Origin of the sequence: Agathobaculum faecis (assembly GCF_014287995.1) — a bacterium.
Classification (GTDB): Bacteria; Bacillota; Clostridia; order Oscillospirales; family Butyricicoccaceae; genus Agathobaculum; species Agathobaculum ammoniilyticum.
In genome coordinates this window covers 85,208-109,352 of sequence record NZ_JACOPL010000007.1, presented here as the reverse complement: position 1 = coordinate 109,352, position 24,145 = coordinate 85,208, and the positions used below count along the sequence as shown (strand labels likewise).

The 24,145-nt window shown below is 62.8% G+C and carries 22 protein-coding genes; 3 read left to right on the top strand and 19 right to left on the bottom strand.

All coding sequences use genetic code 11. The features are described from left to right. Positions 1 to 11: 11 nt before the first annotated feature. The 10 genes from H8S45_RS08850 to H8S45_RS08805 form a co-directional block, all read right to left on the bottom strand. Positions 12 to 887 carry a YicC/YloC family endoribonuclease gene (locus H8S45_RS08850; RefSeq protein WP_054326665.1) on the bottom strand — a complete coding sequence of 292 codons (876 nt, stop codon included), beginning with the start codon at positions 885 to 887 and terminating at the stop codon, positions 12 to 14. Positions 888 to 903: 16 nt separating this feature from the next. Further along, positions 904 to 1,410 carry a hypothetical protein gene (locus tag H8S45_RS08845; RefSeq protein ID WP_054326664.1) on the bottom strand — a complete coding sequence of 169 codons (507 nt, stop codon included), beginning with the start codon at positions 1,408 to 1,410 and terminating at the stop codon, positions 904 to 906. Position 1,411: 1 nt separating this feature from the next. Beyond that, on the bottom strand, positions 1,412 to 2,023 hold the full coding sequence (locus H8S45_RS08840) for a J domain-containing protein (RefSeq protein ID WP_054326663.1): 612 nt from the start codon (positions 2,021 to 2,023) through the stop codon (positions 1,412 to 1,414). Continuing rightward, the gene (locus tag H8S45_RS08835; RefSeq protein WP_054326662.1) at positions 2,010 to 2,894 is read right to left on the bottom strand and encodes a DUF5685 family protein; all 885 of its coding nucleotides are present in this window, start codon (positions 2,892 to 2,894) and stop codon (positions 2,010 to 2,012) included. Before H8S45_RS08835 ends, H8S45_RS08840 begins: the two co-directional genes overlap by 14 nt. A 120-nt stretch (positions 2,895 to 3,014) precedes the next feature. Continuing rightward, a complete protein-coding gene (locus H8S45_RS08830) occupies positions 3,015 to 3,428 on the bottom strand; it encodes a SoxR reducing system RseC family protein (protein ID WP_147574193.1) in 414 nt (137 codons plus the stop codon). Between the two features lie 51 nt (positions 3,429 to 3,479). Then, entirely contained in the window at positions 3,480 to 5,063 is a 1,584-nt protein-coding gene (locus tag H8S45_RS08825) for an NAD(P)/FAD-dependent oxidoreductase (protein WP_186949957.1), read from the bottom strand. Next, positions 5,060 to 6,406 (bottom strand): CdaR family protein, encoded by a 1,347-nt coding sequence (locus tag H8S45_RS08820; RefSeq protein WP_054326660.1) that lies wholly within the window; start codon positions 6,404 to 6,406, stop codon positions 5,060 to 5,062. Before H8S45_RS08820 ends, H8S45_RS08825 begins: the two co-directional genes overlap by 4 nt. Further along, on the bottom strand, positions 6,403 to 7,305 hold the full coding sequence (gene cdaA, locus H8S45_RS08815) for a diadenylate cyclase CdaA (RefSeq protein WP_054326659.1): 903 nt from the start codon (positions 7,303 to 7,305) through the stop codon (positions 6,403 to 6,405). Before cdaA ends, H8S45_RS08820 begins: the two co-directional genes overlap by 4 nt. Positions 7,306 to 7,409: 104 nt before the next feature. Further along, positions 7,410 to 8,537: an aminotransferase class V-fold PLP-dependent enzyme gene (locus H8S45_RS08810; protein WP_147574191.1), complete on the bottom strand. Its 1,128-nt coding sequence runs from the start codon at positions 8,535 to 8,537 to the stop codon at positions 7,410 to 7,412. Then, entirely contained in the window at positions 8,534 to 8,773 is a 240-nt protein-coding gene (locus H8S45_RS08805) for a DUF3343 domain-containing protein (protein ID WP_054327471.1), read from the bottom strand. Before H8S45_RS08805 ends, H8S45_RS08810 begins: the two co-directional genes overlap by 4 nt. A 109-nt stretch (positions 8,774 to 8,882) precedes the next feature. Here H8S45_RS08805 and H8S45_RS08800 point away from each other — a divergent pair, with 109 nt between their 5' ends. After that, positions 8,883 to 10,085: an ATP-binding protein gene (locus H8S45_RS08800; RefSeq protein ID WP_054327472.1), complete on the top strand. Its 1,203-nt coding sequence runs from the start codon at positions 8,883 to 8,885 to the stop codon at positions 10,083 to 10,085. 217 nt (positions 10,086 to 10,302) lie between these two features. On the opposite strand, the gene H8S45_RS08795 is transcribed toward H8S45_RS08800, so the two are convergent. From H8S45_RS08795 to H8S45_RS08785, 3 genes are all read right to left on the bottom strand, one after another. After that, the gene (locus H8S45_RS08795; RefSeq protein ID WP_054327473.1) at positions 10,303 to 11,772 is read right to left on the bottom strand and encodes a S1C family serine protease; all 1,470 of its coding nucleotides are present in this window, start codon (positions 11,770 to 11,772) and stop codon (positions 10,303 to 10,305) included. A gap of 149 nt (positions 11,773 to 11,921) precedes the next feature. Continuing rightward, the gene (locus tag H8S45_RS08790) at positions 11,922 to 13,373 is read right to left on the bottom strand and encodes a HAMP domain-containing sensor histidine kinase (RefSeq protein WP_147574190.1); all 1,452 of its coding nucleotides are present in this window, start codon (positions 13,371 to 13,373) and stop codon (positions 11,922 to 11,924) included. Positions 13,374 to 13,376: 3 nt separating this feature from the next. Next, complete coding sequence (locus H8S45_RS08785; RefSeq protein ID WP_054327475.1) at positions 13,377 to 14,057, bottom strand: response regulator transcription factor; 681 nt, start codon at positions 14,055 to 14,057, stop codon at positions 13,377 to 13,379. 163 nt (positions 14,058 to 14,220) lie between these two features. On the opposite strand from H8S45_RS08785, the gene tsaA reads away from it, so the two are divergent. Further along, entirely contained in the window at positions 14,221 to 14,901 is a 681-nt protein-coding gene (gene tsaA / locus H8S45_RS08780) for a tRNA (N6-threonylcarbamoyladenosine(37)-N6)-methyltransferase TrmO (protein ID WP_186949990.1), read from the top strand. Between the two features lie 57 nt (positions 14,902 to 14,958). On the opposite strand, the gene H8S45_RS08775 is transcribed toward tsaA, so the two are convergent. Next, complete coding sequence (locus tag H8S45_RS08775) at positions 14,959 to 16,833, bottom strand: DUF4914 family protein (protein WP_054327476.1); 1,875 nt, start codon at positions 16,831 to 16,833, stop codon at positions 14,959 to 14,961. 258 nt (positions 16,834 to 17,091) lie between these two features. Continuing rightward, entirely contained in the window at positions 17,092 to 18,273 is a 1,182-nt protein-coding gene (locus tag H8S45_RS08770; RefSeq protein WP_147574203.1) for a metallophosphoesterase, read from the bottom strand. A gap of 60 nt (positions 18,274 to 18,333) precedes the next feature. Here H8S45_RS08770 and H8S45_RS08765 point away from each other — a divergent pair, with 60 nt between their 5' ends. Beyond that, the gene (locus H8S45_RS08765; protein ID WP_054327479.1) at positions 18,334 to 20,028 is read left to right on the top strand and encodes a DUF975 family protein; all 1,695 of its coding nucleotides are present in this window, start codon (positions 18,334 to 18,336) and stop codon (positions 20,026 to 20,028) included. Between the two features lie 3 nt (positions 20,029 to 20,031). On the opposite strand, the gene H8S45_RS08760 is transcribed toward H8S45_RS08765, so the two are convergent. From H8S45_RS08760 to H8S45_RS08745, 4 genes are all read right to left on the bottom strand, one after another. Next, positions 20,032 to 20,817 (bottom strand): TIGR00282 family metallophosphoesterase, encoded by a 786-nt coding sequence (locus H8S45_RS08760; RefSeq protein ID WP_054327480.1) that lies wholly within the window; start codon positions 20,815 to 20,817, stop codon positions 20,032 to 20,034. Positions 20,818 to 21,027: 210 nt separating this feature from the next. Continuing rightward, the gene (locus H8S45_RS08755) at positions 21,028 to 21,555 is read right to left on the bottom strand and encodes a dihydrofolate reductase family protein (protein ID WP_054327481.1); all 528 of its coding nucleotides are present in this window, start codon (positions 21,553 to 21,555) and stop codon (positions 21,028 to 21,030) included. Positions 21,556 to 21,663: 108 nt separating this feature from the next. Then, entirely contained in the window at positions 21,664 to 22,623 is a 960-nt protein-coding gene (locus tag H8S45_RS08750) for a ribose-phosphate diphosphokinase (RefSeq protein WP_054327482.1), read from the bottom strand. A 36-nt stretch (positions 22,624 to 22,659) separates the two neighbouring features. Next, entirely contained in the window at positions 22,660 to 23,910 is a 1,251-nt protein-coding gene (locus H8S45_RS08745; protein WP_147574187.1) for a DapH/DapD/GlmU-related protein, read from the bottom strand. Positions 23,911 to 24,145 lie beyond the last annotated feature (235 nt).

Below are 24,145 nucleotides of genomic sequence, written 5' to 3'. Positions count from 1 at the left end.
TTTATGACCTTTTACTCAATATTCTGTATCTGCTCGCGTATCTTCTCGATCTCGCTTTTGATATCCACCACGATGCGCGCCATCTCTACATCGTTCGCCTTGGAACCGATCGTATTGGCCTCGCGGTTCATCTCCTGCACAAGGAAGTCCAGCTTGCGGCCCACCGGCTGCGTTTCGCGCAGCATGGCGTCAAGCTGGTGCAGATGGCTGCGCAGGCGGACGGTCTCCTCATCCACCGCGGTCTTGTCGGCATAGACCGCCGCCTCGGTCAGGATGCGCGTCTCGTCGATGCTGGTGTCCGCCAGCACCTCCTGCATGCGCGCAAGCAGCTTTTCCCGATATTCGCGCACGCGCTCCGGTGAGCGGGCCTCCACCTCGCCCACCATGCGCCCGATGGCCGCGCAACGGCCTTTGACATCCTCCGCGAGCTTTTCGCCCTCGCGCAGGCGCATCTCATCAAAGCCGGCGCAGGCCTTTTCAAACACGGCGGTCACGTCGCGGATCATGGCGTCCGCGTCCTGCTCGATGCGTTCGGAGCCTAAAACGTCGGGCATTTTGGCCAGACTCGTCACGGTCACGTCATCCCGCAGGCCGTATTTGTCCGCGATCTCATGCAGGGCGTCCAGATAACGCTCGGCCAGCGCATGATTGACCGTAACGGCCACATCGCCGCCCTCCTGCACCTCGACGCCCACAAACACCTCAACCTTGCCGCGCGAGATGCGCGACGCGGCTGCTTTTTTTACTGCTTCATCCAGAAAGCCGTACTGACGCGGCGCCTTGACCGTGCAGTCCAGATAGCGGTGATTGACCGCGCGCAGCTCGACCGTGATCGTTTTCCCGTCCAGTTGTTCCCTGGCACGGCCATAGCCGGTCATACTCTTCATGTTACGTTCCCTCTTTTCAGTCGGGCGGCAGGCTTCTGCGCAACAAGGCGATCAGCCGTGACAACGCCACATCATACATCAAAAATACAGCATTGGCCGCAAACCACAATGCCGCGACCCAACCCAGGCCAGTGACGGCAAGCTGTGGAACAAACACGAACACGGCCAGCGCGGCCGCCGCCAGCAGCATAAGGTTAAAATAAGCAAGCTTAATACCCATCTGCATGCGGCGAGGCGCATAGCACTCGACCCAGTATTTTATGATGGGGTACAGCCCACAGAACAGTACATAAGCTGCCGCTACACTTTTTCGCGGCACCAGCAGCAAGCTGAGCACCGAAACCGCCAGATACAGCAGTACCGCGAGACGAACCCGCGCATGACGGATCAGTGGAACCGCGCTCGTCACACCCGCGGCGATGCAGGCCGCAACCGCGGCATAGGGCGATACCCCGCCCAGATAAAGCAACACGAACGCGACCGCCGCGAGTAGGCCGCCCCGTGCAATATCCCGCGCTCCCATATCAGCAGCCCGCGTTGCAGCACATGTTCATACAGCAGTTACAAATCGCCAGCTGCATACACATATCGCACATGTTGGCCTCCTGCATGGGCCGGTAGCCGCCATAGCCGCCCGACATGTTCAGATTGTTGAGCGCCGTGCGGTACTCCATGTTAGAGGGGTCCATCTGGCAGGCCTGCGTATAGGCGCGCATCGCCTCGTCATACCAGCCCTTGCGGTAATAGACCGTACCCATCAGGTAGAACCACTCCGCGTCCCGCGCGCTCGACCGCTGCAGCAGCTGTTCGGCCAGGCCCAGGTTGCCCTGGTTGATCGCCTGCCGCACCTGGCTGTACAACGCCGCGTTCGCGCCGGAATACGCGCGCTGCTGGCCGCCGCCATACTGCTGCCCGCCGTATTGCTGGCCGCCCGCGCCGCCGGCTTTGCCCGACCGCTCGTTCATAATCATGTCGTAGGCTTCGTTGATCTCTTTCATACGCGCCTCGGCAAGGTCGGCCAGCGGGTTATTGATATAATTGTCCGGGTGATATTTGCGCGCCAACTCCCGATATGCGCGCTTGACGTCGTCGTCGCTTGTCTGTGGCGTGACGCCCAGCACTTTATAGGGATCCATGTTTGCCCCATCCTCCGTTCGTTTGGTACGTTCCGTCGAGCACCTGTCGCGTGACGAGCGGCATACCGAGAAAAATAATATTGCGGATCAGCTCCGCGTCGCGCTGCGCGTCCAGCAGGTCGAACGCCATGCAGACGTCAGCGAGGGAGCGTTCGAGCGTCCGCTCGAGCGCATCCTTTATCTCTGTCAAATCCGGCGTGCGCAGGTCATAGCGCAGCACCACCGGATTGTAATTGCCCTGTTCCAGATCCTCCGCCACGTCCTGCGCGGCGTCGAGCAGGTATACCCACCGCCCGATATGGTAAAACATCTGCCGCAGCACGCGCTCGCGCGCGTCCCCCGTGCGGGGGACCACAGCCGCGGTCATGCGCGCCGAGGCGTCCGCCGCGCGATCCATGGACGGGCATTTTTCGCGCTCTATCGCCTGCAGGTCGTCCAGCGCCGCCACGATCTCGCGGTCCGCGTCCGGCAGACGCGCGCGCGCCCTTTGATAGCCGCGCTTCCCCAGGCCGCACAGCAGCCATGCCAGCAGCCGCTTCGCGCCCTTTTCATCCGCCAAGCTGTCTCGGAATTTATGATAGGAGAGCAGCACGCTCACATCGGCCGCAAGCGCAAGCGCGTCGTCGGGTGCGGCGCAGGGGCGCTTGAGCAGCGGATGCGCGTCGCACCGCTTCCTGCAGGGCGGCGGCGTCCCCTCCCGCTCCGCTCCGGCAACAAGGACGAAGAACGTCATGTCGTAGCTCAGGAACAGCGTATAGAACCGGCCGTACCGCGCACGGATCGCATGGCATAGGCCGCAGTATACCTGCTGGAACCGGTCGGCCTCCCTGACCCGCAGCTCGGATTTGACCGGACGGATAAAGCCAAACATCACAAAACCCTTTCGCGCCGCGTGCTGCGCGCACGCTTTTCACATTCAATCTATTTTACCGGACTTTTTCCGATAAGACAAGAGATAAGCGCAGGAAAGCCGGAAAAATTCACAATTTATTCAAAGCCGCTGGGTGATTGCGAACGGTACGTCGTTCTTTTTCTTCATTTGGCGGCTGTACCACATCGCGCCGAGTATACCCAGTGCGAACAGGAGTCCGCCGCAGATTGCGGCCTGCGCCGCGCCGCCTCCCAGCACGCTTCCCGCCCCGTAGCCGATGAAAAACAGCACGACCGGCAGCAGGTAGACCAGCACCGCGATGCCCAGCACGCGGCCGGTTTCGCCCTCCAGCAGCACGCGGTCGCCCACCTGCGCCGCCACGCCGTTGAACGCGGTCACATACAGGGTTTGTGTCTCCAGACCGCCGCAGCCGCCGCATTTGGCGCAGTCATGCCCGCACGCCGACCGGCGTGTCACCTCCACCTCGGCCATACGGCCGGGCAATAGTTTTTTTATCGTTCCCTGTTGGGTCAATGTTATCGCTCCGTTCTGAAAAATATTGCTCCTGCGCGCCGCGGCGCGCGCTCAATCCATAATTGGCCGAAATTCCTCCATGATGCGGTGCGCGGCCCGTATGCCGTCCACTGCGGCGGACATGATGCCGCCCGCGTAGCCCGCACCCTCGCCGCAGGGGATAAGCCCCGCACAGCCGCGGCCGAACAGGTCGTCCCCGCGCGTCATACGCACGGGAGATGAAGTCCGCGTCTCCGGTCCGGTCAGCAGCGCGTCCGGCGCGTCAAAGCCGCGCAGCTTCCCGCCAAAAAAAGGCAGGCTGTCGCGCAGCATATCCTGTGCAAACGCGGGCAGGCTTGCCGTAGCCGCGCTGTACTCTACCCCTATGGGATAGCTGGGCCGCACCGCGCCTGCGGCCTTGCTCGGCTTACCGGCAAGGAAGTCCCCCACGCGCTGGCAGGGCGCGCGGTACGAGCCGGTCTGCGCGAAAGCCGCGCGTTCGATCTGCCGCTGGAGCGACGCGCCGCCGAACGGCGTGCCGTCATCATAGTCTTTGGGGTCGACCGACACTGCGATTGCCGCATTAGCGTTCTTCCCGCTACGCTCATGATAGCTCATGCCGTTGGTAACGACCGTGTGTTCCTCGCTCTGCGCCGCGACGACTACGCCGCCCGGACACATGCAGAACGTGTAGCAGGCCCGTCCGCCCGCCCGTCGGGAAAGGTTGTATTCCGCGGGCGGCAGCAGCGGATGCCCAGCATATTTCCCGTACAGCGCGCGGTCGATCTCGCTTTGCAGATGCTCGATGCGCACGCCGACCGAAAACGCCTTTGGTTCAAAGTATACCCCGTTTTGATGCAGCGCAACAAACGTATCGCGCGCCGAGTGGCCGACCGCCAGCACCGCGCGCTCGCACGCGACCTCGCCGCCGGCCGCGCGGATGGCGCGCAGCGCGCCGTTCTGCACATCCACGCCAGTCAGCGGGGTCCGAAAGCGCACCTCCCCGCCGTTCCTCACGATCTCCCGCCGCATGGAGCGCACAACGTCTTTCAGGATGTCCGTACCCACATGGGGCTTGGCCTTTTTGACAATATCCTCCGGCGCGCCGTGCGCAGCGAGCGTTTTCAGCACCTCGTCGCACAGTGGATCGCCGATGCGGGTGGTCAGCTTACCGTCCGAATAGGCGCCCGCGCCGCCCTCCCCGAACTGGATATTGCAGTCCGGATCGAGCGCGCCGCCCTTCCAGAACGCCTGCACCGCGCGGTCGCGCGCGTCCAGGTCGCCGCCGCGCTCCAGCACCAGCGGCTCGTAGCCGTGCCTGGACAGCGTATAGGCCGCGAACAGGCCCGCCGGCCCCAGGCCGATGACCACCGGCCGGTGCCGCAGCCGCTTCTTGCCGCGCGGAACGGCCGCTTTTTCATCGGGCTTATAACGCACGAAGGGCATTTGCAGCTTTTCTGCAAATGCCTTTTCGTCCACGGGCGCGTCCAGGCGCACCGTATATACGCGGAAGATCCGCCCGCGCCGCGCGTCGATGCTCACGCGGGACACCGCCGCCTGCGCCTCGTCCAAGCCGGTCAGCCGCCGCGCCTGCGCGAGCGCGAGCGCCTCCGGCTCGTCAAACGGCAGGCGGATATTGCTTACCAGAATGCTCACGCGCCGTCCCCGCTTTCCTCTGGATAGACCGCATCCGACGGGGCGGCTCCCGCCGCGGCGTCCCCGTCCGTACCGCCGGAGCCGTTGTCCACAATCTCGATCTCAACCTCCACGTCCTCTTCCACCACGGTCACGCCGGCCGGCAGGCTGGTCGCGGCGACCACGCCCTTGACCGTATGCCTGCCCGCGCCGAGCGAATCCGAATCAAAGGTCAAACCGATCGAAAAGCCGTCGGTATCCACCTGGTCGAGCGCGCTCTCCGTGCCGCGCAGCTCGATCTCCACCGATCCGGTCAGTACGTTGACCGTGTAAGGCGTCTGCTCCTGCGAGGTATCGTTCGGGGCGAACTGCGTGACTTGGACCTTGCGTGTCGCAATGCCGTCGGTTTCATCCGCCACGGTGATGGTCACGCTGGCGGTAGAGGGCTGTCCCTCGTCCAGCCGGACGTTGTCCGGCAGCTTGATATCCATTTGGATGGGCACGTCTGTCCGGACGCTGTCCAGATCGATCTCGCCCAGGCTGATCTCGGTCAGCTCCGCAAGCGTGTTCTGGTCGCCGAGGACCTTGACGCTCTGCGGGCTGATAGACGCGCGCACCTGGCTGCCCTTGAGCGTCTCGCCGTCCTTGAGCGTAACGGTCAGCGGGATGGTCTCGATCGGGTAAAGCGGCACGCGCACATTGACCGTATCCGTCTGGCAGGTCACATGCGTCCCCGTAATCGGGACGCCGGCGTCGTTATACAGGGCGATCGAGCACTCACCGGTGACGGTCAGGCTCTCGCCCTCCACGCTGATCGTCGCATAGGCGTAAGCGACCTCTTTCAGCTCGGCCTCCGGCCCCTCGACCGTTACCGACTCGGTCGTCGTGGGTACCGCCTTGCCCGCGCGGTACCCCTCCGCGGGCGTGCCGGTCACGTCGATGCGGACCGGCACGCTGACCGTGGTCACCTTATCAACCAGCACGCTCACGCTCACCGGATTGGCCCGCACCGGATCGATGTCCGCGCTGCTGACCGCAACCTGCACGGGCCGGTTATACTCGCCCGCCCCGTCGGTGATTGAGGATACGTCGACCGTGGCCGTGATCTTGCGCCGCAGCGTTGGGTCGGTTACCTCGTTGTTTCGCCCCTCCACGACCACATCCACGGTCGCGGTGCTTTCGATCACCGACAGGCCCTGGCTCGCCAGCAGTTCTTCCTCACCGGTAATGGTAACCGGGATGTCCCGAAAGGTATTCTGCTTGACCGGATTATCCGCGTCGCGCACGATGATCCACAGGACGAACGCGAGCAGCAGGGACAGCAGGCGCAGCCAGACGTCATGCTTTTTCAGGAATTGCCTCACTTGCCCGCGCCCCCCTTCCAGATGTTGCGGAGCGCTGTCAGCCGGTTCTTTTCCGGCTTTTCCTCAGTGAGCAGCTCGCTTTCCAGCACTTTTTTCAGCACCTCGGGTGACAGATGGCGCTTGAGCATGCCGCCGATCGCCACCGAGATCGCGCCCGTTTCCTCCGAAACGACGACCAGCACGCTGTCCGAGGACTCGCTCATGCCAACCGCCGCGCGGTGGCGCGTACCCAGGTCGCGGGACAGGTTCTGGCTGCCCGAAAGCGGCAGCACGCAGCCCGCGGCGCAGATGCGGCCGTCGCGCATGATCAGCGCGCCGTCATGCAGCGGGCTGTTCTTGAAAAAGATGTTTTTGAGCAGCTCGGGCGAGGGATCGGCGTCCAGCAGGGTGCCAGTCGCGACGATCTCGCCGAGGCGCTCCCGCCGTTCGAACACGATCAGCACGCCGGTCCGGCTTCTGGACATATCCGCGCAGGCGGCGACCGTCGCGCCGATGGCCTCCTCGATCTCGTCCTTGTTGTCCGCCGGCGTGAGCAGGCGGCTCAGGTTGCCCTTGCCGAGCTGCTCGAGCAGACGCCGCAGCTCGGGCTGGAAAATCACGATCACGGCGAACACGCCGATGCCCAGCGAATTGCGCAGGATAAACGAAATCGTGGTCAGTCCCGCCACGCTGGCGAGCAACATGACCAGCAGCAGCACGATGATGCCCTTGACCAGCCGCGCCGCGCTTGTATCCTTGAGCAGCTTCATCACGCGGTAAATGATATACGCGACGATCAAAACGTCGACCACGTCCATCAGGCCCGCTGTCTGAAGCGAGTTTACGCTGCTTCGCAGCGAGGACAGCAAATCGAAATTCTGGAACGCCGCTGTATTGAAAATATTTTGGAAAGTCTCCATAAAGCCACCTGTCCTGTGATTTTTCATTCCTCCGCACAGCAGGGGAGACGCGGGGTTTCAACATTACCTATACTACCACAATTCGCTTCCCCTGTATAGCGTATTCACAGATTTTTTACGGTTTTGCACAGCAAATCAGCCGCATGCTCCGCCGTGCGCGCGGTCGAATAAAAGGAGAAAGAGAAGCGCACGGTGCCGGTTTCCTCCGTGCCGGCCGTGCGGTGCGCGAGCGGCGCGCAGTGCAGGCCCGCGCGCACCGCGACCTGCCGCCGCGCCAGCTCCTCCGCCACGGTCTCGCAGGGCATCCCCCGCACGCGCAGCGACAGCACGCCGGTCTGCGGCGCGCCGGAAAAGCATTCGATCCGCTCCTCCCGCTCCAGCGCGCGCACAAACTCACGCCGGAGCGCCTGTTCATGCGCGAGGATGTTCTCCGGGCCGACCGCGCGCACAAACGCGATGCCCGCCGCAAGCCCCGCGATACCCGGCACATTGGGCGTGCCGCTCTCCAGCGCGTCCGGTAGGAAATCCGGCTGCCGCGGCTCTTCCGACAGGCTGCCCGTGCCGCCCGCCATCAGCGGCGCGGCCGTGATACGGTCGTCGAGCGCGAGCAGGATGCCCGTACCCTGCGGCCCGTACAGTCCCTTGTGGCCGGGCATGCACACTGCGGCAAGACAGGGATGGCGGCGCACGTCGATCCCGACCATACCGGCGGACTGGGACGCGTCGAGAATCAGCGGCACGCCCGCCGCATCCAGCAGCGCGGCGATCCCGTCGAGCGGCGCGGCAAAGCCAAACACATTGGACACATGGTTGAGGATGAACAGCTCCGTCCCCGCAGCCAGCGCTTCCCGCGCTTTCCGTTCCATCCCCGCGGCGTCCCAGAGCGGGGTGTCGAGCACGGCCGGCTCGATCCCGCGCAGCGTGAGCGGCCGCATGACCGCGTTGTGCTCATATCCGCCGACTGCGATCCGCATGCCCGGCTTCGCCAGCGCGTGAATAGCCAGATTGAGCGCGTGCGTGGCGTTCATCGTGAACACGACGCGCGCCGGATCGCGCACGCCGAACAGCGCCGCCGCCTGCTCGCGGCAGCCGTATACCAGCTCGCCCGCGCGCGCCGCCGCCGCGTAGCCGCCCCGCGCGTAGCCTGCCGCCGCGTGCATCGCGCGGCGCACCGCCTCATCCACCGCGCGCGGCTTATACAGCGTCGTCGCGGCGTTATCCAGATAGATCATGCGCCGCCCCCCTCGTCCGGCATGACGCGGCACGGCGAAAGCCCCAGCTGCCGCAGGCGGCGCACCGCCTCGTCCGCCTGCGACGCCCCGACGCGCACCGCCCAGCCGCACGACTCAGTCCGCTCGTGCCGCGGCGGCCGCGCGACCTCGCCCGGCACGCCCATCTGGCCCAGATGGCGCCGCAGCCCGATCGCTTCCGTCTGGCTGCGGCATATCAAAAGCGCATATTGGCTCATTGTTTGTCTCTCCCTCCAAGCATAGTCTATTCTCATGCTATGTTGAAAAAGCCGCCGAAGTGTGTTATGCTGGAACCGATCGAAAAAATACAGTTTGGAAGTGAAACAAATGGAGCTTTCTATCCTTTCGCTGCGCGTGCGGGCGCTTTCCGTGCTGCGCGGCCTGCAGCGGCACCCGTTCGTCTCGTCCTACCTCGCGGTCTTTGACGCGCTCAAGACCGACGACGCGGATTTCGCGCGGGCCTACGGCGCGCTGTGCGCCCAGATCTTCGCCTGCGGCGACGTCAACCGCGCCATGCTGGACGCGGTGCATTTTGATGTCAACACCATGACCGATACGCTGGCCGCGCCCTCCGCCACCCTGCTGGGCGCGGCCACGCACGATATCCAGGCGCTCAACGCCCTGCTCGCCTTGGACGGCAATACGCTCAAGTCCGCGGCCGCCGGCGTATACCGCATGCCCGCGCTACGCGACCTGCCGGATTATCCGGCCGCCGCTCCCCTACCGTTCCGCGACGGGGCGGCGCTGGCCAGCTTTTACCGCGCGCAGGGCTACGGCTTTTTCGCACAGGCCTCCGCTTTCGCTGTACAGGATGACGGTACGGTGACGCCGATCGGGCATCCGGACGCCATCCGCCTGCGCGACCTGCCCGGCTATGAGCGCCAGAAGCAGCAGATCCTCAAAAATACCCGCGCGTTCCTGGATGGTCGCGAGGCCAACAACATCCTGCTCTACGGCGACAAGGGGACGGGCAAATCCTCTACCGTCAAGGCGGTGGTCAACGAATACGCCGAGCGCGGCCTGAAGATCATCGAGATGTCGCCGCGGCATATCGCCTGCTTCCCGCGCATCTTCGCGGACACGCTCCGTTCCCCGTTCCGCTTCATCGTATTCCTGGACGACCTCTCCTTCAGTCGGGAGGACGACAACTTCGCCGCGCTCAAGGCCTTTATCGAGGGCGGACTGGCGGGTAAGCCCTCCAATCTGGTCATCTATGCGACCAGCAACCGCCGCCACCTGATCCGCGAGACCTTCGCGGACCGCGAGGGCGACGAGGTGCGCGTGCGCGACAGCCTGGAAACCGTGACCTCGCTCTCCGACCGCTTCGGGCTGGAGATCACGTTCTCCGTGCCGGACAAGGACGAGTACCTGTACATCGTCGATCAGCTCGCCGCGGAGAACGGCCTGGCGCTGTCCGGCGAGCAGCTTCACCTGCTGGCCGAGCGCTTCGCGCTGCGCCGGAACGGGCGCTCCCCCCGCACGGCGCGCCAGTTCATCAGCCAGCAGCTCGCGGAGCAATACGAAAAGTAACCGCACACAAAAAAACGCACCGCAAGGCGCGCATCAAACAGAAAACAGGCCGCAGAAGCGGCCTGTTTTCATAAAAGCCGAGGACAAGCGCCTCGGCTTTTATACCAGTGTGGAGTAAGGCTTCGCGCGCTGCGCGCGCCGGAGCTTTGGACGCATCCGCGGCCGCGCCGCGGTGCGTCCCACCTCACTGAAATCCGTATGCGTTCAGTGAGGTACGTTACCAGCCGAAGAACGGAAACGGGCTTTGGTAATACTGCGAACCATCATCCTGCTGGCTCTGCGCGTCCTGCGCAGCCGGATCCTCGCCCTCCAGGTCGTGCGCGTCCATCAGTGTGATCGTGACGTTGAGCCGTTTGCCGGTCGAAATGCGGTAAACCGTCAGCGTGATCTTGTCGCCTGCCTTTTTGTCTTCCTTGACTTCATTCACGTCGTCCATGGTCGGGGTAGGCGTACCATCCACCGCTACAATGACGTCGCCAACCTGCAGCCCCTCGTCGGCCGCCTTGGCGCGCGAGTCGATCGAGTCCACCTGCACGCCCGCGATGCTACCGTCCGCGGATTCCACATTATATCCCGAAATGCCGATGGACGGACGCCCCGCGACATAGCCGTTGACAATCAGCTCATCGACGACCTCCTTGGCCATGTTGATCGGGATGGCGAAGCCCATGCCCTCGATCGACGCCTCGCTGAACGCATTGCTCGAAAGCTTGGCAGAGGTAATGCCGACCACCTGCCCGTATTTGTTAATCAGCGCGCCGCCCGAGTTGCCCGGGTTAATAGAAGCGTCGGTCTGGATCAGGGTCATCACGCGGTCGTTGATGGTCACGTCGCGGTTGATCGCGGAAATGCGGCCGCCCGTGATCGTGTTGGCAAACTGCACGCCGCCGGGCGAACCGAGCGCGTACGCATATTCGCCGGGCTGCAGCTCATCCGAATTGCCGAACTCGGCCGCCGTAAGCGTCCCGTCCGGCTCCACCTTGAGTACCGCCAGGTCGGTCTGCTCGTCCGTGCCGATGATCTCGGCCGGCATCTGCGTCCCGTCGCTGAGCTGGACCATCACCTGCTCCGCGTCCTCGACAACATGGTTATTGGTGATGATGTAACCGTCCTCGCTCATGATAACGCCCGACCCGCTGCCACCGGTCGCAATGACCGATACGATCGACGGGCTTACTTTTTTGTAGATCTCCTCGCCCGCCAGACCGTTGACCACGTCGTAATTATCCGGATCGTATTCCGGCGTGTCGGATATCTGCACGGTGGGCATGCTGCCCGCCGTGGTGCCGCCTCCCGCAGGCGCGCCGCCGTTATTGGAAACGATATGCCCGATCACCGCACCGCCTGCAAACAGCAGGCAGGCCGCCGCGACGCTGCACAGGCCGATGACAATGCCCTTCCCGCGCCCTTTCTTCTTTTTCGGCGGCTGCGGCTGGCCGGCCGGTTCGGCATGCGGCGCCTGGTATGGGGCCTGGTACGCTGGATGCTGCACCGGCGTCTGGTACGGAGTGCGCGGTTCTTCGGCGCGAGGCGCGCCGGATGCCTGCGGCTCTTCCCGCGGCGTCTCCTGCGTTCCCTGAGCCGGCTGTGCCGGCGTTTCATTCTGCGGCTCCATAACGGGCTGCTGCGGTTCAGTATGGTCATCGCCGCCCGGGGCCGGCGTATAGTTGTTATTGAAGTCGTCCATTGTAATGGCCTCCCTATCGGTTTTGTGCTTTCATTCTAACCCGCCATTGTGGCAGTTTGTTGAAAACAATATGAACAAATCATGAATTCGGCCCCGTGTGCAAAAAACGGCGGAGGACCGGCCGGTCCTCCGCCGCTGCGCGCAGCGCGTCATTGTTTGCTGCCCGGCAGCTGCGGCGGGGCCAGCGGCAGCGTAAACGAGAACTCGGTTTCCCCGTCATCCGAACGGACGGATATCTCCCCGCCGTGCAGGTTGATGATGTTTTTGACGATATACAGCCCCAGCCCCGCCCCTGTCTTGTCCAAGGAGCGCGAGCGGTCGGCCTTGTAAAAGCGGTCGAACACATGCGGCAGCTCCTCCGCCGAAATACCCGCGCCCGTGTTGCTGATGGAAAAGGCGCAGAACGTCCCCTCCGGATGGGCGCGCAGCGTGAGCCGGCCGCCCTCATTGATGAATTTGACCGCGTTGTCCACCAGGTTATATACCACGCGGTACAGATGGTCGCGATCACCCATGACCATCAGCCGGTCGTCCAGCTCGCACGCCACGTCGAGCCGCTTCTTTTCAATCTTCTGCTCGAACGAAAGGATGATCTGGCTGGTCATCTCGGAAAAATCGAACGGCGCGGGCGCGAGCAGCAACTCTCCCGACTGTATCTTGGCCGCATCCAGCATGCGGTTCACCATGCGGGACAGGCGGCGCGTCTCCTCGGCAATGATGCGCAGGTATTTGTCATGCTGGTCGGGGAGGATGGTGCCGTCGATCATCCCATCCACAAAGCCGCCGATCGTCGTCATCGGGGTCTTGAACTCGTGGCTGACGTTGGAGATGAAGCCGCGCGTCAGCTCCTCGAGCTGGTTCAGGTCGCGCGCCATGTTATTGAACGACACCGCCAGCTCGTCTATCTCATACGAACGGTTGTCCTCTGGCACGCGCACATCAAAATTGCCGGCCGCGAATTCCTTCGCCGCCGCCGCGATCACCTTGAGCGGGCGGGTGACATGCTGCGAAATGATAAACGAAATAATCAGCAGGACCACCAGCGTAATCAGCAGGATCAGCACCAGGGTCTGTGTGGAGTGGCGCACCACGCCCGCGGTCTCCGGGTCCTGCGCGGAGACAAACACCAGAGCGGTAATCTCACCCGTCTCATTGATCACCGTCGTACCGACCGTATAGCTCGACGCCGCGGTCAGCACGCCGAGCGACCCGACCGCGGCATACGTGCCGGATGTGCGCACCTGGCTGGTGACCTCGGGCGGAATCATATAGCCTGGCATGGTGTAGGCCGTTCCATCCGGCGCGGCGGCCATCTGGATGATACCGTCCTCATCCGTGACCAGCACGGTGATGGCGTCCTCCTTGGCAACGCGCGCGATCGAAAGGATGTAAAACTGCTCGAACTCCTCCGAGGTGCTGCCGCGCAGCAGCTCGGTCTGCTCCGCGATGCTCTTCACGGTCGTGCGCAGCTCGGTCTGCTTGGCGGAAAGCGCGTAGTTGCTCATCTGATAGTAAAACACACCGCCCGCCATAGCAAACGCACATACGATCAGCACCAGGTGCGTCACATAGTTTTTGAAAAAAAAGCTGTGTCTGCCCATCGCTTACTCCTTGGTCTCGAACTTGTATCCCACGCCCCAGACCGTTTTCAGCTCCCATTTATCCGAAACGCCCTCCAGCTTTTCGCGCAGGCGCTTGACATGTACATCCACCGTGCGGGTATCGCCGAAGTAATCGAAGCCCCACACATCGTCAAGCAGCTGCGCACGCGTAAACACGCGGTTGGGGCTGGACGCGAGGTAGTACAGCAGCTCGATCTCCTTGGGCGGCGCGTCCACACGCTTGCCGCGGATGACCAGGTCATAGGCCTGCTTGTCGATCACCAGGTTGTCGAAAGACAGCTTCTCCGGCGCGTCATCCGGCGCCATGCGGCGGAACACCGCGCGCACGCGCGCGATGACCTCGGGCATTTCAAGCGGCTTTACGATATAGTCGTCCGCCCCCATCTCCAGACCGGAAACGCGGTCCGCGGTCTCGCCCTTCGCGGTCAGCATGATGATCGGCACATCGCTTTCCGCGCGGATCTCCTTGCAGACGGCCCAGCCGTCCATCACAGGCATCATCACGTCGAGCAGCAGCATGTCCGGCTTTTCGGACTTCCACTTTTTGATCCCCTCAACGCCGTTTTCCGCTTCTATCACGGTATAGCCCTCCCGCTCCAGATAAAGACGGAGCAGCTCGCGGATATTCGCTTCATCTTCAACAATCAATATCTTTTTGGGCATTGTTCTCCCCTGCTTTCCGATAGTATGCTTCCATTATACTGCTTTCCATTCGAAAAAGCATTAACAATCTGTAAAAGACTGCGCGGACCCTCCGCCGCCGGATTGCGCCGGCGCCGCGGGCATGCTATACTGGACACAACCCCAAAGCAGAGGAGCCACCCCCATGTCACATCCCATCCCCATGCACATCATCGCGCGCATCCGCAGCGACTTCCCCACCAAGTTCGGCATCCCGCGCCAGAGCGGGCTGGCGGACACGCCGGCCCGCATCGTATTCGAGCCCCCCTACCGCAACGCCGACGCGCTGCGCGGGATCGACGGTTTTTCCCACCTGTGGCTGATCTGGCAGTTTTCCGAAGCCGTGCGGGAGGGCTGGTCGCCTACCGTGCGCCCGCCCAAGCTCGGTGGCAACCGGCGCGTCGGCGTATTCGCGACGCGCTCGCCGTTCCGGCCGAACGCCATCGGCCTTTCCTCGGTTCGGCTGGAGCGCGTCGAGCCGTGGACGCCGGACGGGCCGGTACTCCATGTGTCGGGCGCCGACCTGATGGACGGCACGCCCCTGTTGGATATCAAGCCCTACCTCGCCTACACGGACGCGCATCCTGAGGCTTCGAGCGGCTTCGCCTTGCCCACGGACGCCGTGCAGGTTTCCTGCCCGCCCCGCCTGCTCGACAGCCTGCCCGCCGGCCGGCGGCAGTCCCTGCTTGCGGTGCTCGCGCAGGACCCGCGCCCCGGCTATCAGGACGAACCTGGCCGCGTCTACGGGTTCCCGTTCGCCGGCTTCGAGGTGCACTTCACCGTGGAGGGCGGCGTGCTGACCGTGCTTTCCATCACACCCACTTAAAAAACCGCTCAGGGAATCCCCCTGAGCGGTTTTGCGTTATTCTTTCCGCCGCGCGGATCAAAGATTGGTCGGGGTGATCGCTTCGTAGTCCGCGAGCGTGCCGCCGTTCATGAAGCAGTCGATGATCTGCTTGCCGCGCGGATCGAGATCCGGCGTATCAAACTTGGCAACCTCCTTGCGGAAGAAGTCGGTCAGGATCTTCGCGCCGGCATCGTAGCCATCCTCGCCCACACGGTCCTGGGTATCGACGCGCAGGTACTTGGAGCGGATGCGCTGGCCGTCGATGGTCATATCCTTCATCGCGTAGCCAAGCAGCGGGCAGCGCGCCGGCTCGAGATGCTCGCGGCGGATCTTCGCGCCGCCGTGGCGCGCCAGGTACTCGCGGCTGATCCACTCGGCCGCGAAGCCGACCTTGTACACGCCGATATGCTGGTTCGGGATCAGCACATAGCGGGTGTTCGGGCTCTTGAGGATCTGGTCGAGCAGCAGATTGGCCTGCTTGACGCGCAGACCGGTGGCAAACGGCCAGTAGGAGCCGACGCCCTCGCTCTTCAGCTCGTTGCCGGTCACAATGGACGGGTTGTTGAAGCCGCGCGGCGCGACCAGGCGCCACAGCCAGGCGAGTGCGGGCGGGATGATATGCATCATGCCCATGATGCCGTAGTTCGGGTTCTCGCGGGTGGAGGGGGGCATGCGCACACCGAACGAGCGCACGTCAACCTCTACCGGCTCCTTGACGATATGAGGGATATCCCAGCGCGGCACAATCGCGCGCGGGTTGGAGCAGGGCTTGCCGTTGGAATCGAGCGTATGCTCCCATATCAGCAGGGTCGCGCCCGCGTGGCCCTCCATGTTGAAGAAGCAGAGCGGCTCCTTCGGCTCGGTGCAGATGCGCTCGTATACCGGATCGCAGCCGTAATGGGTCACGCCGTCCATGCGGAGGAACCAGCCGTCCTCGCCGTCCACCAGGACGAGCTTGCCGGAGTTGTTCTGGACCGCCGGATAGCAGGTCGCCATATCGTCGCACACCGGCTCGATGGCACAGGTCTGTCCCATGTTGAGGTAGGTTTCCTCGCCGGTCACAGTGTTCTTGGAAAGCAGCACACGGTTGTCCGGCTCGCGGGCAATGTCCTGCAGCATCTCGCTCTTGCCGCCGCCGGACGCGCCCTCGTGCATAATAACCATTTCGTTCTCATACGGCGTAACCAGACGGCCGCAGGAGGTGTGGCAGGTAGTCCAGCCCTCCTGCTCGCCGATATCGAGCAGCACGGAGTACACGCCCTTTTTCGCGGACGGGCCGGGATACAGGTTGTAGGAGAACACCTCGTGGCAGTCGTCCAGACGGTTGTGTACAACGACCTGCTTGCCCTCGAAGTGGGTGTGGCGGAACGGGGGCGCGACGTAAACGATCGCGCGCGGCTTATAGCCCTCGGTCTCCTCAGCGTTAACAAAGCCCTGCAGATGTGCCAACGCGAACGCGAAGAACGCGCACGGCTTGGGGCAGACCAGCATGGAGCCGTAGCCGTAGATATTGCCGCCCGAGTTAAACGGCATGAGGATAAGCTCCTGCGTCTTGAACCACTCCATGGTTTCTTTCCGCAGGTCGCTGAAGGGATAGCCGTAAACGTCGGCGAAACGCTTTTTATCGGTCGGCTTATCGTCGGCGATGCGCATGCAGTCCGGCTCGCGGCGGCGCATGTAGTCCTCCACAAAGTTGACCGAAGCGCCGTTCTTGCAGCGGGTCACGTCCGCTTCCTTCACCGGACCCTTGCCCGGAACGTCGAACACAACGTCATATACATCGGCTTTGTCCGGACCGAACACCATGTCGTACAGCTCCGCCTTGCTGGTTGGCACGGATACGCCCTTACAGTTTTCGATGACATCGGTCAGTTCGTCTGTAAAAGTAAATTTTTTCAGCAACTGGTTCATCTGTTCTTTTCCTCCTTTCACACCGTTTTCCGGCGGTTTCCCACGCGCTCGATCGGTGTGCCATACACGGCTTCGACAATTTTTTCACATAATTTGCCAAGGCCTATTGTAGTTCATTTATAGCATACATCAAAACCTGGGGCGCCGTCAATAAATTTTCGAATTTTTGCAAGCTTTCTCTCAAGTTCTTGCACTATGTACAAATTCAGCGTTCCATTTTCGTGTGTTTCCCTCATATGGACACCTGTATTCCGTGCATTATCCCCCAAAATGCACACTGATTTTTACGACCTCGCTTGCCGTACCGACCCGCATATCCGGTCCCCACACCCCTAAACCGGACGTGACAACCGAAAACATGTCCTTTATTTGCACCATTCCGCAGGGATTTTCCCACAAAAAGCCCATGATCAGGTTGCTGGGAAACACCTGTCCGCCATGCGTATGTCCGGACAAATCCAGATCAAAGCCCGCCTCGGCCAGCGCCTCCAGCTCCTTCGGCTGATGGTCGATCACGAAAGCGGGCTTTTCTGGTTCGAGCAGGCCAGCCCATTCTGCAGGACTGAGCCGTTCATCCCCCAATTTCCTGTCCCGCGAAGGGTCCTTGCGGCCGACGAGCTGGACGCCGTTTTTTAATGTAACTTTTTCATCTTCCAGCAGATTTATCCCCGCGCGTCGCAGGAAACCGGCCATTTGGGGGTCGTTTTTCTCCTCATCCTCGGTGTCCCAGGTAAAGCCCGCCAGGATCGGCTCAGACAGGTCGTGGTTGCCCCAGCATGCATAAGCGCCGTATGTGCTATGCATGGAAGCCAGCGCCGCCGCGATGCGGTCAGGCTCCGGCACGGCTTCGTATTCATTGTCAAAGATATCCCCCGCGACCACGATCAGGTCGGGCTGCATATCGTTCACCGCCTGCGCTGCCCGCTCGATATAGGCAGGGTCGGTGCTGTAGCCGAGATGCAGGTCGGCCAGCAGCGCGACGGTCATGTCTTCCCCCGCGCCCTCCAGCGTGACCGCATACTCCGTCACGCGCAGCGTACGGGCGTTGGCCATGCCGTACAGGCACACCGCGCACACCAGCGCCAGGGCGGCGCCGCCCTGCACCTGCCGTACGCGCTGCATTTGCGCGAAGTCCCTGCGCTGGATGCGGCGCAGGCAGGCCAGGAGCGCCTCCACCGCCAGCACGGCAAGGAGGAGGTACAGCATCCAGCCCAGCCAGTAATTGCTTACCTGCTTGAGCAGCCGCCGCAGCGCGGGCGGGGACTGCACCAGAAAGCCAGTCAGCGGGGTCAAGGCGGCAAAGCTGTAAACGGCCAGGAACAACACGCGGAACGCCCGCGTGCCGAACACCCGATGGCACGCACCCGTCCATCGCAGCACCCAGCGCGCCAAAAATACATTGACGAAACTATAAAAAGGTGCGAGAATAAAGGCAAGCATTGTCAAAACTCCATCATAATTTGTCAAATTCACAAAAAACAAAAAGGGAAAGCAATTTTTATGTGGCAACGAAAAGAACTCAAGCGGCGCGGTAAGCGGCAGTTTTTGCGGAACTGGGCCGCTACGGTCGCAGTATGCTTTATCCTCGCCTTCACGGGCGCGGAATTTGCGGGGTCGGCGGATTTCATCGGCCAGTTTGACCCATCCGCCATGCTGCCGGACGACCAGGTCGCGATCCAGGCGGTCAGCCTGTCCAACTGGGAGCTGCTGCTCGAATGGCTGCGCATCGACCCGATGGACGGCACGCACCCCATGTGGGCCGCGGCTGACCAGAGCCTCGCGCCGGCCTTTGATACGCTTACCGCGCCATTCTCCGCGTTTTTTGCGCTGCTCGAGCGCTCGCGGTTCGCAGGCTGGCTGGATATCGCGCTGGCCGCGCTTGGCATCGCAGGCGGGCTGTGGTTCACCATCTGGGTACTGAGCGCAGTCAGCGTGGGCGCGCGGCGCTTCCTGCTGGAAAGCCGCGTGCGCGACAATATCAGCATCGCTGCGATGTTCACGCCTTTCCAGCACGGCTGCTGGCGGAACGTGGCAAAGGGCATGTTCCTGCGCTCGCTGTTCCTGCTGCTGTGGGCGTGTACCATCGTCGGCTTTCCGGTCAAGCTGTACTCCTACCGCATGGTGCCGTATATCCTGGCGGAAAACCCGCAGGCCAGGCCCGCCGAGACGCTCCGTCTGTCCCGCCAGATGATGCGGGGCAATAAATGGCGCTGCTTCGTGCTTGACCTGACGTTCTACCTGCACTGGACCTTTTTACCTCTGCTGGCCTCCACCGTGCTCGGAACGGCCATCGGCCTGGCGACCGGCGATGTCGCGCTGTGCCAGTCGCTCGCGGCGGCAGCGGCCGGACTGCTGTCCCTGCTGTTCGTCAACGGCTACCGCTCCGCCACCGACGCAGGCCTGTACGCCGCACTTCGGCAGGCGCAGCTTGACGCGGGCACGCCACTTTCCGCCCTGTTTGTGGTCCCCGCTTTCGGCGAGACGGCGCCGGCGGGCGAAAAGCCCCGCCTGCCCGACGCGGACGTGCGCCTACCGGAGGATCCGGTGTTCCACTACGCCCAGCGTCACAAGCTGGACTATAACCGGCATTACGGCCTGCGCACGCTTATCCTGCTGTTCTTCACTTTCGCGTTCATCGGCTGGGTCTGGGAGGTCGCGCTGCACATCGTCACCAAGGGCATGTTCGTCAACCGCGGCACGATGCTCGGCCCTTGGCTGCCCATCTACGGCGCGGGCGGCGCGCTCGTGCTCCTGCTGCTGAAAAAGCTGTTCACCCGGCCGGTGGCGACCTTCCTGGTCTCCATGGTGCTTTGCTCGGTCATCGAGTATTTCTCCAGTTGGTATCTGGAGGTCACCAAGGGCATCCGCTGGTGGGATTACAGCGGCTACTTCATGAACCTGAATGGCCGTATCTGCCTGGAGGGCGCGGTGATCTTCGGCCTGGGCTGCTGCGCGGTCGTATATTTCGCCGGTCCGTTGCTCGGCGGGCTGCTCGACCGGCTCTCCCCTGCCCGGCAGAACACGCTGTGCGCCGTGCTGCTTACGCTGTTCGTGGCCGACCTGGCGTACTCGCACGTCCACCCGAATGCGGGCGAGGGCATCACGGACTATAACGACTGGCAGCAGGACGCCGCCAGGGACGCCCTGCTGCCCGAAGCTGCAAACGATTCTGTAACCGCCATCCTGTCCGAATAGCCCTTAGCGGACGGCCCACCGTTCCCATACGCGGGCGACCGACGCGCATCTGCCGTCCCGTCCGATCGTAAAGACCGCTCCCGAAAGCGCACAGTCGCCGGGGGCGGTTTTGAAATATTCAGTCAGGTCGCCGCGGAACATGGCGACCGACTGCTCCACGCACACCCCCAGCACGGACACGACCGGACCGGTCATGCCGATATCCGTGATATAGCCCGCGCCCTTGGGGTTGACGCGGTTGTCCGCGGTCTGCACATGGGTGTGCGTCCCCCAGACCGCGGCCGCGCGCCCATCCAGATAATAGCCCATGGCGAGCTTTTCGCTGGTGGCGTTTGCATGGATCTCGGCGAGCGCGATATCGTACTGTCCCGCCGCCTCGCGCAGGATTTTATCCGCGCACAGGAACGGGTTATCCGGCCCGTAGTGCATATCGCAGCGGCCGATCAGGTTCATCACGAGCAGGCGCAAGCCCTGCGGCCCGTCGAAAACGCCCCAGCCTCGCCCTGGGCTCTGCGGGGCGAGGTTGGCCGGACGCAGCACGTCCGGATGCTCATCCAGATAGGGCGCGATCTGTTGCTTGGAAAACGCATGGTTGCCCAGCGTGATGATATCCGCGCCCGCGGAAAAAATATCGTCCGCCTGCTTTGGCATGATGCCGCGCCCTGCGGCGTTTTCACCGTTGACAATGACAAAATCCGCCCCGTGTTCCCGTTTGACGCGGCGCAGCAGGCCGTGCAGGGTATCGATCCCCGCCTCGCCGACCACGTCGCCAACCGCCAATACTTTCATTGCTTCACCTCTTGTTTGTTTTTCGCAGCTGCGCCACAATATCATACAGAGAAATGTCCCAGCAGCGGCTCCCTCCGGTTGTTTCCGTCTCCTCCTGCGAGCATTCCGCTTTGATGCGAATTGCTTTGAGCTTTTCTCCGAATGTCATCACCTCGCGTCCGGCATACCAGCCGGACGCTTTTGTCCACTACGGTGCGTTGCACCGGTATTTTACCCCATCGCCGGCTCATAGATCAGCTCTGCGGCACCGCCCACCTGCCGCACGGAAACCAGACGCAGGCGCTGCGCCCGCCCCTCGGGAAACAGCCGGATGCCACCGCCCAGCAGGACGGGCAGCACGGTCAGGTGCCAGCGGTCGACCTCGCCCGCGTCCGATGCCGCCGCGATCAGCGCCGCGCCGCCGCACAGCCAGATCCCCCTGCCAGCCTTTTGCTTTTCCGCATGCAGCCAGGCCGCCAGCCCGCCCTCAATACGGCGCGCGTGAGGCAGCGGGCCGTTTTGCTGCGTCCAGACCCAGCAATCCAGCCCCTCGTACGGCCACGCGCCGGGCGAGAGTTCTTCCGCGACCTGGCGGTAGGTCCGCCCGCCCATCACGACCGTGTCCACGCTCTGCACAAACGCCTCGTAACCTCTGTCCTCCTGCTCGTCTGCAAACGCGCCCAGCCAGCCCACGCCGCCGTCTGCGTCCGCGATATATCCATCCAGGCTGACCGCCAGATAGGCAACCGCTTTCCGCATATACGCTCCTTTCTTAAAAAGGAGGCGGACAACCGACTGTCCGCCTCCCCCATTCTCATTTCAAGCCGCAGCCTGCGCGGCATTTTTAACAAAGGGCCGCCCCGCTGCTCAGTCGAAGAGCGTCGATACCGATACTTCCTCGTAAATACGCGCGATCGCCTCAGTAAACACTGGCGCCACGGACAGGACGTTAATCTTGTCCAGCTTTTTCTCGCTCGCCAGCGGGATGGTATCCAGGATCGCCAGCTCCTTGATCGGGCTGTCCTTGATGCGCTCGATCGCGGGGCCGGAGAGCACGCCGTGCGTGGCGCAGGCGTACACCTCGGTCGCGCCACCCTTTTCCACCAGCGCGTCCGCCGCATGGCACAGCGTGCCGGCGGTGTCGATCAGGTCGTCCACCAGGATACATTTCTTCCCCTCGACGTTGCCGATGATGTTCATGACCTCGGACACGTTCGCCTTGGGGCGGCGCTTGTCGATAATCGCAAGCGGCATGTCCAGCTTTTCGGTGAATTTCCGCGCGCGCGTGACCGAGCCGAGGTCGGGCGAGACGATAACCGTATCGTCCGTGCCGACGCCGAACTTGCCCGCGATATACGGGATGAGTACGGAGGAGCCGAGCATATTGTCCACCGGTATGTCGAAAAAGCCCTGGATCTGCGCCGCATGCAGGTCCATGGTCAGCACGCGGTCCGCACCCGCGGCCGTGATCAGGTTGGCCACCAGCTTGGCGGAGATCGGGTCGCGTGCCTTGCTCTTACGGTCCTGCCGCGCATAGCCGAAATACGGGATGACCGCCGTGATGCGGCCCGCGGACGCGCGCTTGCAGGAATCGATCATGATGAGCAGCTCCATCAGGTTGTTGTTCACCGGACCGCAGGTGGACTGCACCAGGAACACATCCGAGCCGCGCACCGATTCCATAATGGACACCGAAATCTCCCCATCCGCAAAGGTGGAGATCAGGGATTTGCCGATCGGCAGGCCGAGCGCCGACGCGATCTGCATGGCGAGCGCCGGATGCGAGTTGCCGGACAGGATTTTAATGTTTTTTCCGTGAGAAATCATTCGATTTGCCCCTCCGTCATATTTTTTATGTCTGTTTTATTGGTCCTTTTCTTTTTCGTGCGCCGCGCGGCGGCGGTCGTTCCATCCCTCGAGCGTAGTCTGCCGCGCGCGCGCGACCGCCAGCGCGCCATCCGGCACGTTTTTCGTCACCGTGGTGCCGGCCGCGGTGAACACGCGGTCGCCCAGCGTGACAGGCGAAACCAAGTTGGTATTGCAGCCGATAAAACAGTCGTCCCCGATCACGGTCTGGTTTTTGTGATATCCGTCGTAATTGACAACCACCGTGCCGCAGCCGAAGTTGACCCGCTCGCCGACGGTCGCGTCGCCGATATAGGTCAGGTGCGACACCTTGGTGCCGTTGCCGATGGAGGATTTTTTCAGCTCAACAAAATCCCCGATGCGGCAATGGTCGCCCACCACGCACTGCGGGCGGATATAGGCGAACGGGCCGACCGTGGCGTGCGCGCCGACCGTGGACTCGTACACCTGGGAATTGTTGACCGTGGTACCCGCGCCGATCTCCGCTTTTTCCAGAATGGAATTCGGTCCGATGACCGCACCCGCACCCACCTTGCAGCCCGAACGGATATGGCAGCCGGGCAGGATGGTGGCGCCCGGGGCGATCTCAGCGTCCGGCGCGATATAGGTGTTCGCGGGGTCGAAAATCTGCACGCCCTGTTCGATCAGGCCGAAGTTGACCTGATTGACCATGGCTCGGAACGCGATAAACGCCGAGCCCCCGTCGCGGATCTCAACAATCTCGTTTGTGACCGCAACGCCTTTCTGCGCGCCCGCGGCGACCGCCGCGGCGACCAGGCTGTCCAGCGAATCCGAACCCGCCGCCAGCGCCTTCTGCAGCACCTCATAGGCAAATACCGCCACAACGCAGCGCTCGTCGTGCGGGAGGGGCTGCCCTTCCGCGTCAAAGCCCTGCTGCTCGGCGGCCAGCACGCTCACGCCATAGCCGGCGGCCGTATGCGTCTGCACCAGATGGTACAGCGCATCCTGTTCAGTCAGGGCAAACGGCGCCGCGATCACCAGCACATGCCCGCATGCGGGCAGCGCTTTTAGCGCGGCAAAACGGCCGTCCTCCTGCGCCGCGACGCACACTGTCCCCGCAACCTGCGGCTCGCCCTCTCCCTGCACGAAAAAGCGCGCACCCACCGCGTCGGGCAGATAGGCGCTTACCGCATCCCCCGCCGTGCCGAACAGCACCGGACGGGCGTAAGCCGGAACGCCATCCTCGTCAAACAGACCGCCAACCAGGGCGGCGGAAATATCCATCATCCTGAAAATCCTTTCGTTCTGGGCGCAATCGCCCATTTTTCAGTTACACGAGTATTATACAACACTCCCGTGCAAATTGCATCGGTATTTTTGGAGAAAAATACGATTTCCCCCGTCCGTTTTTGCATCCCTATGCCCGATGCACGCCCATGCCGATGCCAAACCCTCGCACTGGGCGGACCAGCAGCGCGAACTCTTTTTCATCTGAAAAAACGACGCGCCCCAAGGAACACGC